The 19,052-nt window shown below is 50.5% G+C and carries 15 protein-coding genes; 3 read left to right on the plus strand and 12 right to left on the minus strand.

The genetic code is table 11. From position 1 onward, the window contains the following. Positions 1-543 (minus strand): hypothetical protein (locus tag P1S59_09895; GenBank protein MDF1526563.1); only part of this gene is annotated, 543 nt, incomplete at its 3' end. Between the two features lie 4 nt (positions 544-547). Between P1S59_09895 and P1S59_09900 the strand changes: the two genes are divergently transcribed. The 3 genes from P1S59_09900 to P1S59_09910 all read left to right on the plus strand — a co-directional run bounded on the left by P1S59_09900 (position 548) and on the right by P1S59_09910 (position 3,333). Beyond that, positions 548-2,365, plus strand: coding sequence for an ATP-binding protein (locus tag P1S59_09900; protein MDF1526564.1), 1,818 nt, complete (start codon positions 548-550; stop codon positions 2,363-2,365). Between the two features lie 238 nt (positions 2,366-2,603). Next, a complete protein-coding gene (locus P1S59_09905) occupies positions 2,604-2,963 on the plus strand; it encodes a response regulator (protein MDF1526565.1) in 360 nt (119 codons plus the stop codon). 136 nt (positions 2,964-3,099) lie between these two features. Then, positions 3,100-3,333 carry a hypothetical protein gene (locus P1S59_09910; GenBank protein ID MDF1526566.1) on the plus strand — a complete coding sequence of 78 codons (234 nt, stop codon included), beginning with the start codon at positions 3,100-3,102 and terminating at the stop codon, positions 3,331-3,333. A gap of 418 nt (positions 3,334-3,751) precedes the next feature. Here the strand turns inward: P1S59_09910 and P1S59_09915 are convergent, their stop codons facing one another. The 11 genes from P1S59_09915 to rpsI form a co-directional block, all read right to left on the minus strand. Beyond that, positions 3,752-5,914 (minus strand): bifunctional (p)ppGpp synthetase/guanosine-3',5'-bis(diphosphate) 3'-pyrophosphohydrolase, encoded by a 2,163-nt coding sequence (locus P1S59_09915; GenBank protein ID MDF1526567.1) that lies wholly within the window; start codon positions 5,912-5,914, stop codon positions 3,752-3,754. 260 nt (positions 5,915-6,174) lie between these two features. Beyond that, complete coding sequence (gene rpoZ / locus P1S59_09920) at positions 6,175-6,483, minus strand: DNA-directed RNA polymerase subunit omega (protein ID MDF1526568.1); 309 nt, start codon at positions 6,481-6,483, stop codon at positions 6,175-6,177. After that, entirely contained in the window at positions 6,452-7,180 is a 729-nt protein-coding gene (gene gmk / locus P1S59_09925) for a guanylate kinase (GenBank protein ID MDF1526569.1), read from the minus strand. Before gmk ends, rpoZ begins: the two co-directional genes overlap by 32 nt. Before the next feature lie 196 nt (positions 7,181-7,376). Next, a complete protein-coding gene (locus tag P1S59_09930) occupies positions 7,377-8,264 on the minus strand; it encodes a YicC family protein (GenBank protein ID MDF1526570.1) in 888 nt (295 codons plus the stop codon). Next, a complete protein-coding gene (locus P1S59_09935; protein MDF1526571.1) occupies positions 8,261-8,782 on the minus strand; it encodes a DUF4416 family protein in 522 nt (173 codons plus the stop codon). Before P1S59_09935 ends, P1S59_09930 begins: the two co-directional genes overlap by 4 nt. A gap of 2 nt (positions 8,783-8,784) precedes the next feature. Continuing rightward, positions 8,785-10,581, minus strand: coding sequence for a response regulator (locus tag P1S59_09940; protein ID MDF1526572.1), 1,797 nt, complete (start codon positions 10,579-10,581; stop codon positions 8,785-8,787). A gap of 82 nt (positions 10,582-10,663) precedes the next feature. Further along, complete coding sequence (locus P1S59_09945) at positions 10,664-11,212, minus strand: tetratricopeptide repeat protein (protein MDF1526573.1); 549 nt, start codon at positions 11,210-11,212, stop codon at positions 10,664-10,666. A 24-nt stretch (positions 11,213-11,236) separates the two neighbouring features. Then, complete coding sequence (locus P1S59_09950; protein MDF1526574.1) at positions 11,237-14,785, minus strand: response regulator; 3,549 nt, start codon at positions 14,783-14,785, stop codon at positions 11,237-11,239. Positions 14,786-14,936: 151 nt separating this feature from the next. Continuing rightward, on the minus strand, positions 14,937-16,793 hold the full coding sequence (locus P1S59_09955) for a hypothetical protein (GenBank protein ID MDF1526575.1): 1,857 nt from the start codon (positions 16,791-16,793) through the stop codon (positions 14,937-14,939). Between the two features lie 413 nt (positions 16,794-17,206). Then, the gene (gene argC, locus P1S59_09960; protein MDF1526576.1) at positions 17,207-18,250 is read right to left on the minus strand and encodes an N-acetyl-gamma-glutamyl-phosphate reductase; all 1,044 of its coding nucleotides are present in this window, start codon (positions 18,248-18,250) and stop codon (positions 17,207-17,209) included. A 405-nt stretch (positions 18,251-18,655) separates the two neighbouring features. Further along, complete coding sequence (gene rpsI / locus P1S59_09965) at positions 18,656-19,048, minus strand: 30S ribosomal protein S9 (protein MDF1526577.1); 393 nt, start codon at positions 19,046-19,048, stop codon at positions 18,656-18,658. Between the last annotated feature and the right edge of the window lie 4 nt (positions 19,049-19,052).

Consider the following 19,052-nt stretch of genomic DNA (forward strand, 5'->3'; position numbering starts at 1 on the left):
TAAGGAGACACCGTATACCAGTACCACCTGCCCCAGATACCCTTTGGATCGAAGACAGCCGTTATTCGGAACTCTGATCTGGCGAAGGGTGAACTGGAGATGTTCCGAAAGAACCTGGACGATATAGGTATCCGCTTGAAGCCCGTCTTCGTGAAAACATGGGAGGAGTTCGAAAAGGGGCTCGAGGAAGGCCAATATGATCTCTTCCGATATGCTATTCATGCCGATGTTCCTGATCCCGATGACCTGTTGTCCGATATAGTGGAAACTGGAGGCTCCCACAACTTCACGGGATATGGAAACAAGGAAGTTGATTCTCTCATCAGGAGAGGCAGGGGCGAATCGGACCCGGTTAAACGGATGACGCTCTACCGTGAAGCCGAGCGTATAGTCCTCAATGATGCTCCGCTCATCCCGGTGATCTTTCTGTCCACTCAGGTAGCCTTTCAAAAGAACGTGCGGAACATCGATCTCCCCGCTACCGGTACCCCATACCTTCCCCTGAACAAAGTAACTCTGGCTGACGGTCCCTGATAGCGGCACGCCAATGAGCCGCACGACCATACAACGCAGACTGACCCTCCTGTTCGGGATAACCATCGTCCTCGTTGTTGCCCTGGTGGGGTGGCTGGTTTCCCGCCAGATGTCCACGGAGATGCTTCTCCAGGCCAGGCGCACAGGGATCGCCCTTGCGGCAGGCATTGCCTCCTCCTCCTCCAACGACTTTTACAGCTATAACTACGTTGCCCTGGAGCAGAATGCTGAAGAGGCGGCCCGGGACCCCGAGATTGCCTACGTTGTCCTTTACGACAAGGAAGGGACTGTAGCGGCATTTTCCGGCCAGGGAAAACCGGATGTTGAAAAAGCCTTTCCCCCTTTAAATGAAAAGGATCTGAAAGGCGTGGAAACTTCTGTCGTTGCTGGTCTGGTTTCGAGTGAAGACCGGCGGGGCTTTGACATTCTGATGCCTGTCACCATGCCTGGGAGCGGAACCCGCTGGGGTTCGGTTCGTCTTGGGCTCAAGCTGGACCATATGTATCTTGAGATTCAGCGAACAAGGTTATTCATCTTCATGCTGGGTCTTATTGGGGTTTTATTAGGGTGGGTGCTGGCGGCAACCTTTACCAGAAGGATCACGATCCCTTTAAAGGACCTGGTCAAAGCGACGGTGGAGGTATCTGAAGGAAAATATGATGTCGATCTGAGTATCAGTACAGGTGATGAGGTACAGGACCTGGCTGAAAATTTTCAGCAGATGGTCTACAGGATCAGGGAAGGAAGGGAGGCCCTCGAGGCCAACCTGAAGGAAATAAGGGATCTGAAGCATTTCAGTGACCTTATCATCCTCTCCATAACCAACGGTCTGATGACCCTCGATGAAACGGGCAAGATCGTAACGTTTAACAGAAAAGCTGAAGAGATCCTCGCAGTCACCTCGGACGATGTTCTGGGAAAATCACCCGATTCAGTGTGGGGAAAAGACCACGAGATCAGCCGCTTTGCGAGGGAGGGGTTTGTCGGCGGCGGGACAGTCTCTGGTCGGGAACTACAACTTACAGTGGCTGGTGTTCCGCTTATCGTGGAACTTACCACTTCACCGATAATAGAGGCGGGTGGGCTGTCCAAGGGCCTTCTTGTTCTCTTTGATGACCTGACTGAGAAGAAAGCTCTCGAGAATCGGGTCAGACGCGCCGACCGACTCGCGGCCATGGGTACCCTGGCTGCGGGCCTTGCCCATGAAATTAAGAACCCATTAACAGCGGTGAGGGCTTTCGTTCAGATGTTCCCGGGAAAGTACGAGAAAGAGGAGTTTCGAGATAAATTTAACAGAATCGTTCCCAAAGAGCTCGACAGAATGAACGGGCTGCTTGAGGATCTCCTCGACCTGGTCAGAAAGCCAAGGTTAAGGATCAATGCCCTGAAAGCATACGATGTTATCGACCATGTCCTTGAATCCCTGGAACCGGAGATCGATAAACGTAATGTCCAGGTCAGCTGCCTGAACAAAGAGGCCGGGCACGAAGTGCTTGCGAATGAATCCTATCTCGTCCGGGCTGTGCACAATGTTGTACTCAATGCGATCCAGGCAATGCCGCCCGGTGGGTTTCTGACAATCGATACCAGTTCCGTGGCTACCGCGGATGGAAAAGATATGGTTGAAATAACAGTTACGGATACCGGGCCTGGTATCCCCGCTGAACAGGTGGACGATATCTTCAATCCCTTTTTCACCAGCAAGGAGAAAGGAACCGGCCTCGGTCTTGCTGTAACCAACAAGATCATCGAGGATCAGGGGGGCGAGGTTCGGGTCCAGAGTGAAAGAGCTCAAGGCACCGCTTTCACGATCAGCCTTCCGTCCTCCTGAATCAGGTGAGCAGGGAGGGGGGTATGTTGAGGAGGATGCAGGGTGCCCACAATCGTGTGCACCCTGTTGCCGCCAGGCAGCACTAAATAATTTGGCCGGGTCAAAAAAGGGAGCCTGCTTAAGAGCCAGTAGAGGGTTTTTAACACTCTTCCGGGGTTGGTTTGAATCTTGCTAGAGACAGTTCAGAAAGAAATAACGAGGAGTTAACTGTAAATGGGATCCAGCCGAAGGAGGCGTTATGGATAAAGGGAAAAAGGTTATATTGATAGTGGATGATAATGAGGCGTTAGTCGATGCCCTGGAAGTGCTTCTTTCTGAAGATTACGAGGTGATCCCGGCGACGAACGCTTATCAAGCCCTCGAGGTACTCAACTTCATGGTGCCCGATCTTATTTTTCTCGATATGTTCATGCCCGGATATAATGGGATCCAGCTGCTCCGCGAGATCCGGCAGATGAAACTTGCTTCAAGGGTCGTGATCATCACCGCCGCGGAAGCATATCTGTTGGGGGACGAGATCCAGAAGCTGAATGTTGACGGGTTCCTGCGCAAACCGTTTAATGTCCAGGATATTGAGGGCTTCGCTGCGGCAGCGTAAAGGCAGAATGGAGAATATAGAACACAGAATAAGGCCAAGTGTTCTCAATCCATTACTAAACACCGTTTATTTAATACGCCTGGAACCCGGAACCCGGAACTCCATCCTTTGGATGGGGTACTGAAAAACAGGGCCCATGCTTATCTGGCTGATCATTTCCATCACCCTTGCTCTTCTTGGCGTTATTGAGCTGCTCCTCGACTTCACGATCCCATTTATTGAGTTGAGGATCGTCCTGCTTTTCCTCCTCGTCCTCGGTATGGCTTATCGGCTTTACATAATGGAGCGGAGCGGTGAAAGGGAATCCTTAAAGAGCCGTATCCGGGAGCTGGAAGACAGGATACGAGAGAAGGAGATGGGGGGAAAGTAGGTGAACAGTGAACAGTTATTTCCTCCTGGACGCGGGGAAGAAAATACTCCGTGTCTCCGGTTCCCCGAGTCTCCGTGTCAAACGGTTTTTTCCAGACACTAGCAGCGTGTCGGGAAACCATCCCACGCTGCTAGATATGTTTGCCGAAAGGCGTGTCCTTTAATAAAGGCGATTCTAACTGCTTAATTTACCTGGCCTTTTAAGAACGCTATTTTCCGGCAAACTCCAGCTAGGAGCCTGAATGGGGTTCTCCGACAGGCTCCTAGAGAAGCCTTAAAAGATAACTGCTGATATTATTTCGGTCACTTTCTTGAATGGGTCCGTCCGACGGTATGTTCGAAAGGTCACTTTTCACTGTTTTTCAAATCACGAATCACGGACTTTTTCCGATTACTGATTACCGATCACGGATCACTGCCTATTGCGCCTTGATCCTTTCCACCGATATAACACCTTTCACCCCTGTGAGCCTGCTAATAAGAGCCTTAAGTTGGCTGACATCCTCAACCTCTACATCAAAGGTGTTGATGGCCCTGTCATCTGCACTCGTCCTGATATCTGCGTGGGTAATATTGATGTTCCTCTCCGAGATTATTCCTGTCATTTCTGCCAGAATGCCCTTGATGTCCTCCGATGTTATTTTGATGCTCACTTTTCGTGGGACTTTGGCCTTGTCATCCCAGTTAATTTCAACGACGCGATCGCTGTCGTAGCGCTCAGCTTCTATATTGGGACAATCAGCGGTGTGGACCGATATGCCCCTGCCCCGGGTGATAATCCCTACAACTTCGTCTCCCGGCAACGGATTGCAGCAAAGGGCAAAACGGACCATGAGATCGTCCAGACCATCCACAACGATCCCCTCTTTTCTCGCTTTTGCCTTGGCTTTGCGGACCAGGGCTTTAACTTCGGCTACCTGACCAAGTTTGTCTGCCACTTCCTCCTCGGGGAACAGTCGGCCCAGGACCTGCCTCGGAGAGTATTTACCGAAACCTACGGTGGCAATGAGGTCTTCTACCTTGTGAAAACCAAAAGCTGTGGCCGTCTTGGCCATTTGCTCGGTTTTTCTCATTTTTTTCAGGGTCGTACCCATCTTCCGCAGCTCCTTGTCAAGGAGCTCCTCGCCAATCTTCAGGCTTCTTTCCCTTTCTTCTCTCTTAATGAAGCTGCGGATCTTCGATTTTGCGCTGTTGGTGCCTGCAAGCTTGAGCCAGTCCTTGCTGGGTTTGTGCCCCTTGGAGGTAATAATTTCGGCCACATCCCCGTTTTTGAGTTTGTACTTCAGCGGTACCATCCTGCCGTTGATCCTCGCGCCAACACACTGATTTCCCACATCTGTGTGAATGCTGTAGGCAAAATCGATGGGGGTGGCGCCGGCAGGGAACTCCTTCACATCCCCCGTGGGGGTGAATACGTAAACTTCGTCCGGGAAAAGGTCTGTTCTGACCGTCTCCATGAGTTCCCTTGGATCCTCCACCTCGGAAAGCTCTTCCAGGATCTGCTTGAACCACTTAAACCGCTTTATGTCCTCCTCGGGCAGAGTGTGATCCTCTGATTTATAGCGCCAGTGGGAGGCTATGCCGTCTTCTGCCGTGTGATGCATTTCCCCGGACCTGATCTGCACTTCCATCCTTTCACCCACAGGTCCTATAACGGTGGTGTGCAGGGATTGATACCGGTTTGATTTGGGAACACCGATGTAGTCTTTAAATCGACCGGGCACCGGTTTGAACATGGAATGGATAAGACCGAGAACGCCATAACAGTCCCTCACCGAATCCACAACGATCCTGAAGGCGATAAGATCATAGATCTGGTCAAAGGGCAGCCCCTGTCTTTGCATCTTGTTGAATGTACTCCACAGATGCTTGACCCTGCCGGTCACCTCCCCCTTGATATCGTGATCATCGAGAACTTTGCTGAGAATCAGTATGACCTTCCTGATGTAGGTATCGTATTCATTGCTTCTTTCTTCGACCTTCTGCTCCAGGTTCTCATAGGCTTCAGGGTAGAGATACTTGAATGAAAGGTCCTCAAGCTCACTCTGCATCCACGAGATCCCCAACCTGTTGGCTAGAGGCGCATAGATATCCATTGTTTCCTGGGCTATCTTTATCCTTTTCTCAGGCCTGAGATGCTCGAGTGTCCTCATGTTGTGCAGGCGATCCGCCAGCTTTACCATGATCACCCGGATGTCCTGGGCCATGGAAAGGATCATGCGCCGCAGGTTCTCTGCCTGTTGATGGACCCGTGTCTCAAAATCCAGTCTGCTGATCTTGGTCAGACCTTCAACAAGGAAGGCGACCTCGTCGCCGAATAGTTTCAGCAGATCCTCTCTCGTAACCTCGGTGTCTTCAACAGTATCGTGCAAAAGACCCACGGCAATGGTCGTTACATCCATCTTCATATCGCTCAGGATGCCCGCCACTTGTAATGGGTGTATGAGGTAGGGCTCCCCGGATTGGCGTACATGGCCCGCATGGGCTTTGGCAGAGTAAACATAAGCCCTGTTGATCAGCTCAAAATCCGCTTTCGGGTTGTACTCACGAACCTTTTCGATTATGTCATCGAGTCGTATCATTTCACTCAGGACCAATCCCGGTCACAAAAACACAAAAATCCCCGACCCAAAATTGAGCCAGGGGTGGAAAGTTGATGACTTCACAAAAAGTCATCAATGCGCCCCGCGCGGGGCATCCAAATCAATGACTCCGGATATAAGTCATTGATTTGCAAGGAAAGGGAAAACGACGCTTTTGCCTTTCTGAGGAGCAAAAAGCCGATTACGGACTTTTTGCGACCCTGTCAAAGTTAATAATGCGAGAGGACTACCAGATCCCTCTAACTCTCTACAGGATCTCCCTTGGGAGGAGCTCCCTCGGAAGAATTTCCGCTGGAATGGGCACTGGCATAGGAATCGTCACTATCCTCTTCAGCCTGAAGACCCTCCTGCTCCGCTATCCGGAGCGCGCGATCCCTCACAACCCTTTTAGCATTTCTGATCCGCTTCATCTCATCGTGAGTAGCCGGCAAAACCAATCCTTCGGCTATCTCCCTCAAAGCAAGTACAACAGGCTTTGCCTGCTCCTCATTAAATACGAGGGCGGGTTCCCCTTCATTAAGTTCCTTTGCTCGCGCTACCCCCATCATGGTGAGTTGAAACCTGTTCGGGTGAGATTTCAGTGCCATTTCCATTGTTTTCAGTTTCATTCCCTTTATTTCCTCCTGATGCCTGAATTGCAGTTTTGGACCGATTCCGGCATCTTTCAGCCCTGATGATGGACTTCACGGTTTCCACTGCGGTTTTTATATCATCGTTAAGTACAGAGTAATGGTATTCGTTAATGAAGGCAAGCTCCCGTCTTGCCGCTTCCAGTCTCAAACCCAGCTCATGATCGTTTTCTGTACCGCGACCCTTCAACCGTCGTTCCTGCTCCTCGTCTCCAGGGGCAACGATGAATATCAGGATTGAGTTCTTCTCCTTTTCCTTAACCTGCATGCCCCCCTGAACGTCAATGTTCAGAAGGACATCAAAACCTTCTCTTGCTAAGGAGTCAACTGTACTTTTTGAGGTCCCGTAAAATTGACCATATACCTGAGCCCATTCCAGAAAAAACCCCTCATCTATCATCATCTTGAAGCGGTTTTTATCTACAAAATGATAATCTCGGCCTTCCATCTCCCCGGGACGGGGTTCCCGGGTGGTATGGGATACGGACATGCGCAGGTCCCCCAATACTTCCATCAGCTCCCTGATCACGGTGGTTTTCCCGCCGCCGGACACAGAGGAGATAACGAAAAGGAGGCCCTTCCCGGTAAGTCCATTGTCGATAGAAGTCAGGTCCATTGAAAGATCCTTGTCTATGACCTCAGATCTCAAATCTCAGATCTCGAAAATTCTTGAAGAAGGAATATGGAAGGTGGAAGGTAGAATAAATAACTGGTGCAGCAGTGAATAAACAGGTGCATGAGTGCACTCCCTGCACTATTGCACTAATACACTTTTCGTTCTTCCTTATTCCCTATTCCATATTGCTTATTCCTCACTCGATGTTCTGCACCTGTTCACGGACCTTTTCCAACCCGGTCTTAAAATCAACGACCCGTTCTGAGATCTCCGGGATCCCGGACTTTGATCCGATGGTATTGATCTCGCGCTGAATTTCCTGGATCAAAAAATCCAGACGCCTCCCGATCACACCGCCTTTTGACATAGCTTCCCGAAATGAATCCTGGTGGGTACGAAGACGAGTGATCTCCTCCGTTACATCTGATCGCTGGGCCAGCATAGCTACTTCCACCTCAAGCCTTTGAGGCTCCACCCGTTCACCCAGGTCCAGGTCCGCCAGAAACTTTATAATACTCTGTCTGGCTCTTTCGGGAGCATCCGGGGCTATTTCTTCAATACCTCTGGATATCCCAGTCAATTCATCCATCCGCTGAACAAGGTCCTGGGCCAGAACGTCACCTTCACCGTGCCTGTGTTTAACCATTTCATCCAGAGCCTGACCAGCGGTTTTCAGAATAACGGAATTGATCTCTTCATCTGCTTCCCTCTCGTTGCTCTGAACGATATCACCGGCCGCAAGGATGTGATCAAGACGGACCTTGTCGCCTATGGACGCGGCCACACTTTCGAGAGCTTTGGCCACAGCAAGAGCCCTGTCAGTGTCGACAACGAATTCCAGTGGGCGATCCTCAAGGATCAGAAATATCTCAACCTTTCCCCTGGATACGCGTTTTCTGGTCATGTTGCGCAGCTCAGGATCCAGATGCATCAGGCTGCGAGGCGTCCTGACCATTACATCGAGATGCCTGTGGTTCAAGGAACGTACTTCCACAGTAATACGGCCAAACCCGGTCTCCCCGGTGGACCTGCCGTATCCGGTCATGCTTGCTACACCGCTCTTTTCCTTCGATGGTTTGTTCAAGTCAACAGAGCTTCCTTTCTGATCCTGCTGAAAAATTCCATCACCACAGACTTTCGATAATCCGGGTATGTCCACTCCAGCAGATCGACCCCGCCATCCTTCCTGAACATATAGGAAAGCTCCCCGTAAATGCCCTTTGAAAGGTATATGCGATGGGAGTACGGTTTTGTCGTGGCCAGAACCAGGGATTCAAGTGACAGCAATCCGGGGTCCAGGTTTACGGTTCTCTTACTCCCAATGCTCATTTTCTTCTCGATGCGGTTTGTAACCAATTTGGCTTCTACAAGTGCGGCACGCACCACAGGTTCTGCAAAGACCCAGTAAGACCTTAAGAGGTTAGGACCCATCTCCCTTTCATAATAACTGGTGAAACTTTGGAAAACTTGCGGATCTGTTTTCCGGAGCAAGGGGCCAAACACATCTTCTGTTCTCGATTCAGCTTCACTAAGTGCCTCTTCCGACCTGGACAGGACACCCATCACAAGAAGAGCTGGTCCAGGGTGCTGTTGTATCCCCACCTTTATTCCTTTTTCTTTTCCAACTGCTCCTTGAGGTGCACTGCCTCTTCTTCCAATTCCCGGACCCTGGTGCTGTAATATTCCTCAAGCTGGTTGTGGCTTTTCAGGATCCTTGCAACCTTGCTTCTCACGATGGCGTCGATACGTTTTTCATCGAAGCTCAGGGCCTGATTTTTCCGCCCCATGGCAACCTTCGGGGAAGAATTGTGAAGCTGGACGATATTTTCCAGAACACTTTTATCTATAGGCGCGAACACCCTGTGGTCAAAATCTTCCAACACACCCTCCAGCTTTGATTTCTCTTTGGTCATCAGGACTGTTGTCGTCGATCGAAGATCAAGTAAACCTTTGAGGAGACAAGCAGCTGCAGAAGATTCCAGACCAGGTAATGAATCGGCGATTAAAATGATATCAGGCAACTCCCTGTTAAGGGATTCGACAAGCTGTTGAGGATCTTTTGCTATCTGAAGCCTGATTTCCTGCTGGGTGCAAAATTTCGTAACTTTCCCGGCGAGGTCGCCATCAGATTCCGAAATCACCAACATTTTTAAAATACCAGATTGTTTTCCTTCGATCTCGGGTACCGTTAAAGGCAGGTACTTGGGAGCTTCCCTGGCGTTTTCAGCCATCCGGTTGAACACCTGCAAAAATTCTGAGATCTGGAACGGTTTATCCAGGTATTCATCAACATTGTATTCTTCCTGGACCTTTCCCTTATATTTATACTTTTTGTATACAGCAGTCAGGATCATAACCTTGGCAGTGTTGTCAGATTCCTCCTTGATCCTTCGGCAAAGTTCAAACCCATGGAGCTTGGGCATCATCGCATCGGTCACCACAAGGGGCGGCCTTTCTTTCATGTAGACCAGGAGCCCCTCCTGCCCATCCATTGCCGTAAAGACATTGAAACCTTCACCGGTCAAGATCTGTTCCAGAAGCAGTAGAATTTCACGTTCATCATCTACCACCAGGACCTTGGTGCCGGCATACTTCCCCGTTTTCGGTTGTCCCTTTTGCAAATCATCGAAACCCGTTGTATCCTCACCACCCGAGTGCATCCTGATTATTTCTGCGGCTTCCAGAGCCTCCTCCTCAAGGGCGGTTCCTTTCAGCAGATCCAGGAGCATGAGGGCCTGCTCATATTGGCCGTTTCGATCCACCTCCTTAGCCAATTGGAGGATTTCAGCCTCGTGTACTGATTCCGTCTCACCCGATCCTGCCAGGATTCGAAACAGTTCCTGGGCCTCTGTGTTTTCTGAATCCAGTTTAAGGGCCTCAATAACCAACCCCACAGCAGGTTCACCTTTCTTCGTCTTCAGACCCAGGGATGCTGCCTGAACAAAGGCCTGAGCTGCGTGAAACGGCATACCCGCGTCCCGGTTTAAAGTGGCGAACTGTATCCATTTTTCCATATCCTCGGGATCGACGCTGATAACCTTGTCGAAGACCGATACGGCCATCAAATGTTTGCCTTCCTTCCGATAGATATTGGACAGCTGGCCATAAACCTCTTTAGCTTCCTCATGGTTATCCATCTCCTCCAGAATTTCAGCGAGGAGATAGTAGGATTCGTGTTGAGACGGAAAGTCCCTCTCCATTTTTCTCAGGATGGCAATGGCTTTGTTCAGGTTGCGATGAGGACTGTCCGGGACTGAAAAAAGGCGTGCTGCCGCGAGGAAGTGTTTGGAAGCTTCTGCAACGTCACCCTTTTGTTGATATAATCCGCCAAGGGAATTGTGCAGGTCGGGGCGGTTGGGGTGCTTTCTAAGTTGTTTTAAAAGTCCTTTTATCTGTTCCATAGGTAAATTCCAGTGAACGGTGAAGGATGACGGGTGAGTGGGAAAAAACGTACAGTCTGTTCACTGTTCACTGTTCACCTGTTTAGTAGTTCCCCTTCGCCTTGTTGTATTCTGACTCGGCCTTGCTGTATTCCTCCAACTCCATGTAGACCTCGCCAAGGTAAAAATGGATCTCCGGGTTTGACCCATCCTCAACGACTGCCTGGAGCAGGACCTGTTCGGCTTCCCTATATTTCCCCTCCATGAAGAGACTTAACCCTCGTTCAAGCAGCCCGCTTGATCGAGTGGTTTCCCTGCTCAGTCGCTCTTCAATGACCCTGACTCTTCGGGCTGCGTCGTCCCGTTGTATACCCGGCCGGCCAAGATCCATAAAACGTCTAAAATGCCTCAGGGCATCCCTGTCTTTGCCCCCATCTTCGTAAATCAGTCCCATCCTGTAGTGGGCTCTCATATCGTTTAGCCCCAACGCTTTTCGATAATACTGGAGAGCTGTCCTGTAGTCCTCGCTGGCGAAGTATTTCTCGCCCATTTCGTAGGGGTCCTTCCCCTTGTCTCCACCGGCCTGCACCTGCTGAGGCAACATCACACAGACCAGCAGTAGTGCTGTCAGGAGACGGAAAACAATTTTCATGTACTGCTCCTTTCCCGGAGTCACTTACAAAAGCGACCCTATGCCGGACATGTCCCAGGTAAGTACCCGCATGGGAACCGCTCCAATATCATAAAGAACGAGCTGCAGACCTGAAGGCTTAACTGCAAGCTCCTCTCTGGAAAATGCTACCGTCAAACCTACCTCATACAGGAAAACGGGGTTCATTTCTTTTCCTGCTGCGGACACCCGGCTTGATATGAATTTGCTCCCTTCAAGTTCTGCGGGGAAATGAGCCCTGATTTCCCTGCCGGAATGATCCCTTAACGCAATATGCTGTTCAAAACTATCGGCATAACCCGGGTAACCGCTCTTCAGATTTTTGTTGTAAACCGTAATGTAGTAGGCCCCTGAAAGGTTGTATGTCTTTGCCATATCGGTCATGGCTTTTTCCGTCTTCTCGCTGGTCCAACCCTCTTTTGCTGCCGTGTATTTTATAGCCGCCTCCAGCTCCTCCCTTGTATGAAGGGTGGCCTGGATCATCATGTCATCTGATACCGATTGTACCGTATTCCTGCGCCAGAGTTCTTCATAGGTCTCCTCAGGCCCCGAACTCGCGATCCAGGGTTTTGGAGGTTTGCCGGCCGGGATCTGCGGATCTGGAACAGCAGCTATGCCCGGCAGCGGTATGGCAACTTGACCCGAGCCGGCATCGTTCCGTGTTTTGGCCAGATATCCACCGGCAAAAATAACAAGGGCGGCGACCGCCGCAATGGCCGCTACTCCATACTTGCCCTTCCAGGTGACGACTTCGAGATATCGGCTGCGACCAGGCATATGCATCGGGTAGATCCGTGCCGCTTCCTCGCCCATTAACCGGCGGCTTTCCCTGAGAGCGTCCTGGAAGGATTCCTTGAGCTCGCTCTCTTTTTCACTCCACATCGCCCTATCCTTACGGTAAGCCGACTTTTCCTCTTCCAGAGCTCTCATAAGGGATTCAACACTTTTCTCAAGGGCTGTTTCCTTGTCCTTCTGTTCCCTGAGAACATTTTGAGCTTCCAGAACCGTTTTCCCAAGCACCTCTTCCAACTGATCAAGACGGTCATCCAGATGAGAATTGCCCCTTGCCGCTGCTTGAGGTTCATCGTCCAGAACGGCTTTTCTTTGCTCCTCTTTCTTCTCTAACTGCTCACAGCGATTCCGGGTCTCTCGCAAAACAGCCTTTAGCTCCTTGTTATCCTTTTCCAGCAGCCCGATCTTTTCATCTTCCTTGGCAAATTCCAGAAACTGGGCCTTGAGTTCTTCGATCTTTCTATCGGCAGCGTTACGCAACTCCCTTTCAGATTCCAATTTTTTTTCCAAATCCAGGATCTTGTCATCAGCTTCATCACCCTCGTCCAGCTGACGTTTGGCTTGGGCAAGTTCATCTGCGAGGAACGCTTTTTCTTCAGCCTGACGGTCCAGCTGGCCCTCAAGATCCATACGTGCCTCAGTCTCACTGGCAGCAAGCTTTTGACTCTGCTCTCCCTCTTCCTTCAACACTTCAATCAGATTTTCCAACTCTAAATTTCTGGATCGAAGTTCATCCATATCTCCCTGGGAACCGGACAGTGTGTCTTTCTCTTTCTCGAGAAAATCAGCTCTTTTAAGAGCCTCTGCCAGTTCGTCCTTGAGAGCGGACAGTTCAGCTTTAGTATTGGCAGGCAAGGCATCCAGCTGCTTGCGAAGCTCGCTGGTTTCCGATTGAGCCTGCTCCAGCTGGGATTTGACCTCGTCAAGCCACTGGACATTGGACTCCGCTTCAGCAATGCGGGAGATAAGCTTCTGGTTCTCTTCTCCGGCCTTTTCCAGCTGCTGCTTGAGTGCGGCGGCGGTATCATCTTCTTTTTCCCTGTTCTGGATGATAGAATTTGCCTGGTCCTCAATCTCCTTTTTAGCCGCAATGGCAGCTTTAAGATCCCTGGTTAAACCTTCGATTACTTCCTGTAGCTTTTGGCGATCAGGCCCATTATCCCCGGGATCAGGTATCTCCCGGGACTTGAGTTCTTCAATTTCACTGTTAAGGAGTCTGTTCCGATTCTCCAGCTCCAGAGTCGCGGCATTGGCTTCTTCCAGCTTGCCAGCAAACTCTGTCAGCTGGGACTTTAACTCAAGGTTGGAATCAGCCTCCAGGTGTTTATCTTTTAACGCCACATTTTCACTCATCAAGGCGTCCAGCTCTTCCTGTTTTTCCTTCAGTTTCTGTTCTAACTTCCGGCCAAGCTCCTCAAGCTCCACTCGTCCCTGACCATCGGAAGACACCTCCACCAGCCTGGCCTGCAGTACACGGTTTTCCTCGGCCAGCCTCTCGGATTCGTTTCTGGACTCCTCAAATCGCTGCGTAGCAAGGGTGAGCTTGTCATGAAGACCACCTTGGGTCCCCTCCACCGTTTTCCTCATTTCAAACAGTTCAGCTTCCAACTGATCCTTTGTTTTTCTCACATTATCCAGATCAGCTTCCAGCTGAGCCTTTGCACTCTTCATACCCTTCAGATCACCTTCCAGCTGTAATTCCCTGGCAACCTTACCTTCCAGCTCCGCCTTTGCTTTTTCAAGCTTCCTCAAGAGTTGTGGATCACCGCCTTCTATAGCTGAAGCTATGGTTTCACCAGGTATGTCCGCGTCCTCCAACGGCACGAAAAATCCTGTTTTTCTCTCTATATTAATTGGAGCCACCTCCCCTAAAGAGGTGAATCGGCGAACGAGTTCATGGAGTTCCGATTTCATAAACGGTTTCTGCAGGTATGCGTCGGCGTGATATCTGAGCTTGGAGTGGCGCTCAAAGGATTCATCATCAACCACCGCTGACATGAGGATGATGGGGATACTTTTTGTGCTTTCAAGCTTTCGAAGCATCTCGCAGACCACAAAACCGTTCAGATTGGGCATCTGGACATCCAGCAGGACCAGATCAGGCAGAAGTTCACCGGCCTTTTTATAGCCGACCTCTCCATCAGAAGCGATTTCGGTCCTGACGCCCAACTCTTTCAGGAAATCCGTGGTGATATCACAAATGTACCGGGAATCGTCCACAACAAGTATGGTGAGTTCCCCTGTTTCAACATGGACCTGTGCAGAATCCTGAGGTGCCTCAACAGGGAACTGTGAGATCTCGTGAGCATTTTGGGTCTCGGCAGGTTCTGGATGGTCCAGGGGTTCCTCAGCATCCGGCGTGATCGTCACTTCCGAAAACCCAAAGTCATCACCAACAATACTCCGGATCATGTCAATGAGTACCTGGCCGCTGAACGGTTTAGGCAGGTAGCCTTCGGCATGTATACTCAGGCTGGAATGTCTGTCAAGAAGCGCTTTTTCAACCTTCCCCGACATCATGATCACTGGAATATTTCTGGTTTCAGAGCGCTCTCTGAGTGCCTTGAAGAGGACAAACCCCTGGATCTTGGGTATTTCAATGTCGGTGATGATGAGATCAGGCTGTTCTGCAACAGCCAGGGCAAGACCTGTCTCCCCATCCTGGGCGTTGACGATATCGACATCGCTATCGGCCAGCAGGTCGTTTACGTAGGTTTGATAGAAGAGGTCGTCCTCAATTACGAGGAACTTCAGCTTTGCCATCGAGATCCGGTTTCCCTTTAGCTGCGCAGCTCCTGTGTATACCAGGAGCTGTCCCGTGGGAAAAGTAGGTGAGAGGAGGAACTATCCTGATGCCCTCGCAAAAAATCTCTTCGAGCCATTTTGCGAGATGGATTTCTTGCGAGCCCATCAATTACTGTGTGGTGACCTTCAGGACTACGGACTGTCCTTCCTGGTAAACGTCATATCCGATCCTGGTTGGCAGGATCTCAATAGAGACCCTGACCCCGCGGCCATCTCCTGCCAACGGCTCCACATATACCTCGCCAACGATCTTTTCACCACCGCCTATGCGGTCAGGCAGTTCCACCAACATGTCCGGAAACTCTATGTCTATCCACTTTCGGGACAGCTTTGCCGAGGTTGTAACATTGTAATCTGTCATTCCGTTGGTGGAGAAGGTGATCAGCGCTTTACTTATATCCTCAACTACAGCGATCCTGTCCAGAATCCCGGGACGCAGGGGCCTTATATTGGCAACCACAGGAGAGGGGCTCTCGGGGGTTTTAACTGGTGCTGTTTTCTTGACCTGTGGTTTTCTTTTTACCGGAGCAGGTGCCTGGGCTTGGGGCCTCGACGACAGTGTCGTCTGTTCAGAAACCCGTTTCTCCATCAACCTGGATTCCCGGCGAGCTCTCATCGCCTCCTCCCTGGCCTTCTGCGCGGACATCCGCGCCTGTTCCTTTTTGTCTACAGGCGATGCCGCAGGCACGGTCTTTCCTGAACCTTCCAGACTTGCTGTGATCTCGAAAGATTCCGCCTTTTCATATGAAACTTTCAGTTTGGCCACACCGTCTTTAAAGGCGCCTGGCATAATTACGTTCGGATTGAGGATCCCGGTCCCTGTTGAATTTAACCTGACAATGGACCCCGGGGGAATCGATGATGTCTTGTTACCGAACTCATCCTCGGAAGTGATCCTGATCTCAAACGGTTCACCCGCCATGGCAGAATCAGGTGTAAGTATTCTGAGGTTTTTGACCCCGGCGGGAACTATGAGAACGCTGAAATCACCGGAGATATTACTCTGAAGCTCAGATATTTTGACAGTGTGCTCCCCTGCCGATCTCATGACGATCCCGACTCTCGCGACACCATCACTGAACGCAGAAGGTGGTATCAGGTCAGGGGCAGTTTGAGCATCTCTGGAATAAAGACGAACACCCTTGTAGCGGCTGCCGTAATCGGTCACCAGGTTGCCATAGGAATCAAGTGCACGGATCGTTAGAGCGAATTCCCTTCCCGCAACAGACTGGCCGGAAGCGATCTTTATATCGAAGGAGCCAAGGGGCGCGGGGAGAACCTTTATAGAGGCAGAGGATCCGGACAACCCTCTTTTCTTGTCCCGCAGGTTTACAGATTGTTCCCCGTGAGCTCTGAACCTGATGGGGAGTTCATAAACCCCTCCGGCCCTGCTGATAATCTCCCCGACCACTGAGGCAGCACTATCCTCCAGAGAAATGGATTGGGCCTGCGGGAGGTATCCATAGGCGATGTTACCATGAGCATCAACAGCCTGTATGGACATGATAACTTCCTCCCCCACTTCAGCCCTGGGAGGAAGGTCAACCCGTAGTTCCACAGGACGGCCTGTTTTTATCGTCAGGTTCCATTGGTCCAGTACCTTGCCCTTGTCATCACGAAGAAACAGGGTCAGTTCCCCCATTTTCTCCGTGCGGACACTATACTGAAATCCTGGGACATAGTTTTCGGGGGTAAGTATGGATGGCTGCACACTGGCCGCCTGAGAAACACTGAGCGTCAGGGAAGTTTCAGGTTTCCAGTTTTCAGCCATGAGGTTCCCATAACGGTCAACAAAGGTGACAGCCACCTCAAACTCTACTCCAGCCATGACCTCCTCCGGCACGCTGGCCACAATATGGTCAAAGGCAGCTGGTTTTATGGTGATACTCTGAGCGGTGTTAGGAGTGAATGATAAAACACTTATAACGGCAAGAACGGCAAGACAGCCAGCCCGTCTGAAGGACATCCGGCACTCTCCTTTTCTCATCACTTGCGGGGTCTTCCCGGTAAAATGCCTTGCGAAACCAAGCTCCCCCGAGTGCGACAAATCCATAGCGGCTCGGCCACGATGGACCCACCCGATTCCTGATTTCAACAAACCATGTAAATTCCTACATAACTAACATATTGCCCTTGACCATGTCAAGGTTTATCGCCTGTTTAAATCGCTGTAAACCTTCAAAATATTTAAGTTTTATGGATGATGGAATCGCAAAATATCCATCAATCAGGATGTAGGCCTAGCGTGCATCCTGGGGTGGGGGCCACGCCAATGGCGTGGGGCGGATTCACTTCGCCTGGCGGGGGAGTCACGCCAGCGGCGTGACCGCCCTTCAGATGGCTCGAAGAGATTTATTGCGAAGTGATTAATATAGCCGCTCAAGGATGCAGGGCCGTTTGCCGGATGCCAGTTGTTTCAGGAAACCCCATCATGAGGTTCATGTTCTGTACAGCCTGTCCTGACGCCCCTTTTACCAAATTGTCAATACACGACACAATAACGACCGTACCCGTCCGGGTATCCAGCCTGGGTCCAATCCAGCAAAGATTAGTACCTCTGACGTCCTTTAATGAGGGAAGGATAACATCGGGACCGTTTACCCGAACGAATAATTCCTCCTTGTAATATTCCAGGAAGGCCGAAAACAGCTTACCGTCATCAAAGTTTCCTGAAGGCTTGACATATATAGTGGACAGTATTCCTCTGCTTACAGGGAGCAGATGAGGTGAAAATGTAATTCTGACATCAACTCCAGCCAGGCTGCTCAATTCCTGTTCCATCTCGCCTATGTGCCTGTGGTGACCGGCAATGTTGTAGGCAGAAAAGTTACCAGCGGTTTCCGGGAAATGTAAACCGGGCGCGGGTACACGCCCTGCGCCGCTGACACCTGATTTACTGTCCACCACTATGGTCCCTGGATCCACCATTCCCTCCGCAAGCAGAGGGGCCAATCCGAGGATGACGCTGGTGGGATAACAACCAGGGTTTGCAACCAGATCTGCTCCAACGATCTTCTCCCTGTAAAGCTCCGGCATTCCGTATACCGCTTCAGCAAGCAGATCAATGCGTGTGTGCGTACCGTACCATTTTTCGTATCCTGAGAAATCGTTAAAACGAAAATCAGCAGATAGGTCCACAACCTTTAAACCCGCCTCCCTTAATACCCCGACCGTTTCCATCGATTCGCCATGAGGCAGGCACACAAAGAAGAATTCAGCCTTATCAGCGGCATCGGCAGCATCAAAGCTTGAAAGAACCAGTTCCAGGGATTCAGCAAGATGAGGGATAGCATTGCCTATCCTTTGTCCTGCCCAGGATCTTGAGGTCGCATAAGTAAGCTGGACTCCCGGATGTCCATGAAGGATCCGGACAAGTTCCATTCCCGTATATCCGGAAACCCCAACAATACCTGCATTTAACATGATCTAACTCCCCTCTCTGTTTGAATTCTCAGATCCCGCGGGACAAAGTTATCATTTAACACTCCCTATGCATAGCGAGATTCAGTGATTCGTAAATCTTGAAAGGGGAAAAATCGCCTGCCTATGTTTGATAGAGTCGCAAAAAGTCCAATCTGGGACTTTTCGCTCCAGGGAAAGTGAAAAGCGTCGTTTTCCCTTTCCTTACAAATCAATGACTTACGGAGTGAGTCATTGATTTGGGCGCCCTGCGCGGGGCGCGTTGATGACTTTTTGCGAAGTCATCATGTTTGGAATTCCTGATCAGAAATTACCGATAACAAGTCCCGGCTTGTAACAAATCACGGCCTCTAACAAAAAAAGGGAAGGGCTCTCGCCCTTCCCTTTTGATCTCGTATACTGCTCTGATCAACGTTTGCTGAACTGGAAGCGTGCCCGTGCACCTCGCTGGCCGTACTTTTTCCGCTCGACCTCACGTGCGTCGCGAGTCAGGTATCCGGCTTTTTTCAGCGGCTTCCTGTAATCGTCGGAGACTTTAAGCAACGCTCTGCTGATACCGTGCTTAATAGCGCCAGCCTGACCACTGATGCCGCCGCCGTTCACATTGATGCTGACATCATATTGGCCAGTGGTCCCAGTGAGTTCAAAGGGCTGCATGATGATCATCTTCAGGGTTTCCCTCATCAGATAGGCATCCGCATCCTTTTTGTTGATGATTATTTTGCCATCACCGGGCTTGAGGTAAACTCTGGCAACGGATGTCTTCCGCCGACCTGTGCTGTAAAACTTATTTTCAGTCATATCA

It is taken from the genome of bacterium, assembly GCA_029210965.1.
Lineage (GTDB): Bacteria > BMS3Abin14 > BMS3Abin14 > BMS3Abin14 > BMS3Abin14 > JALHUC01.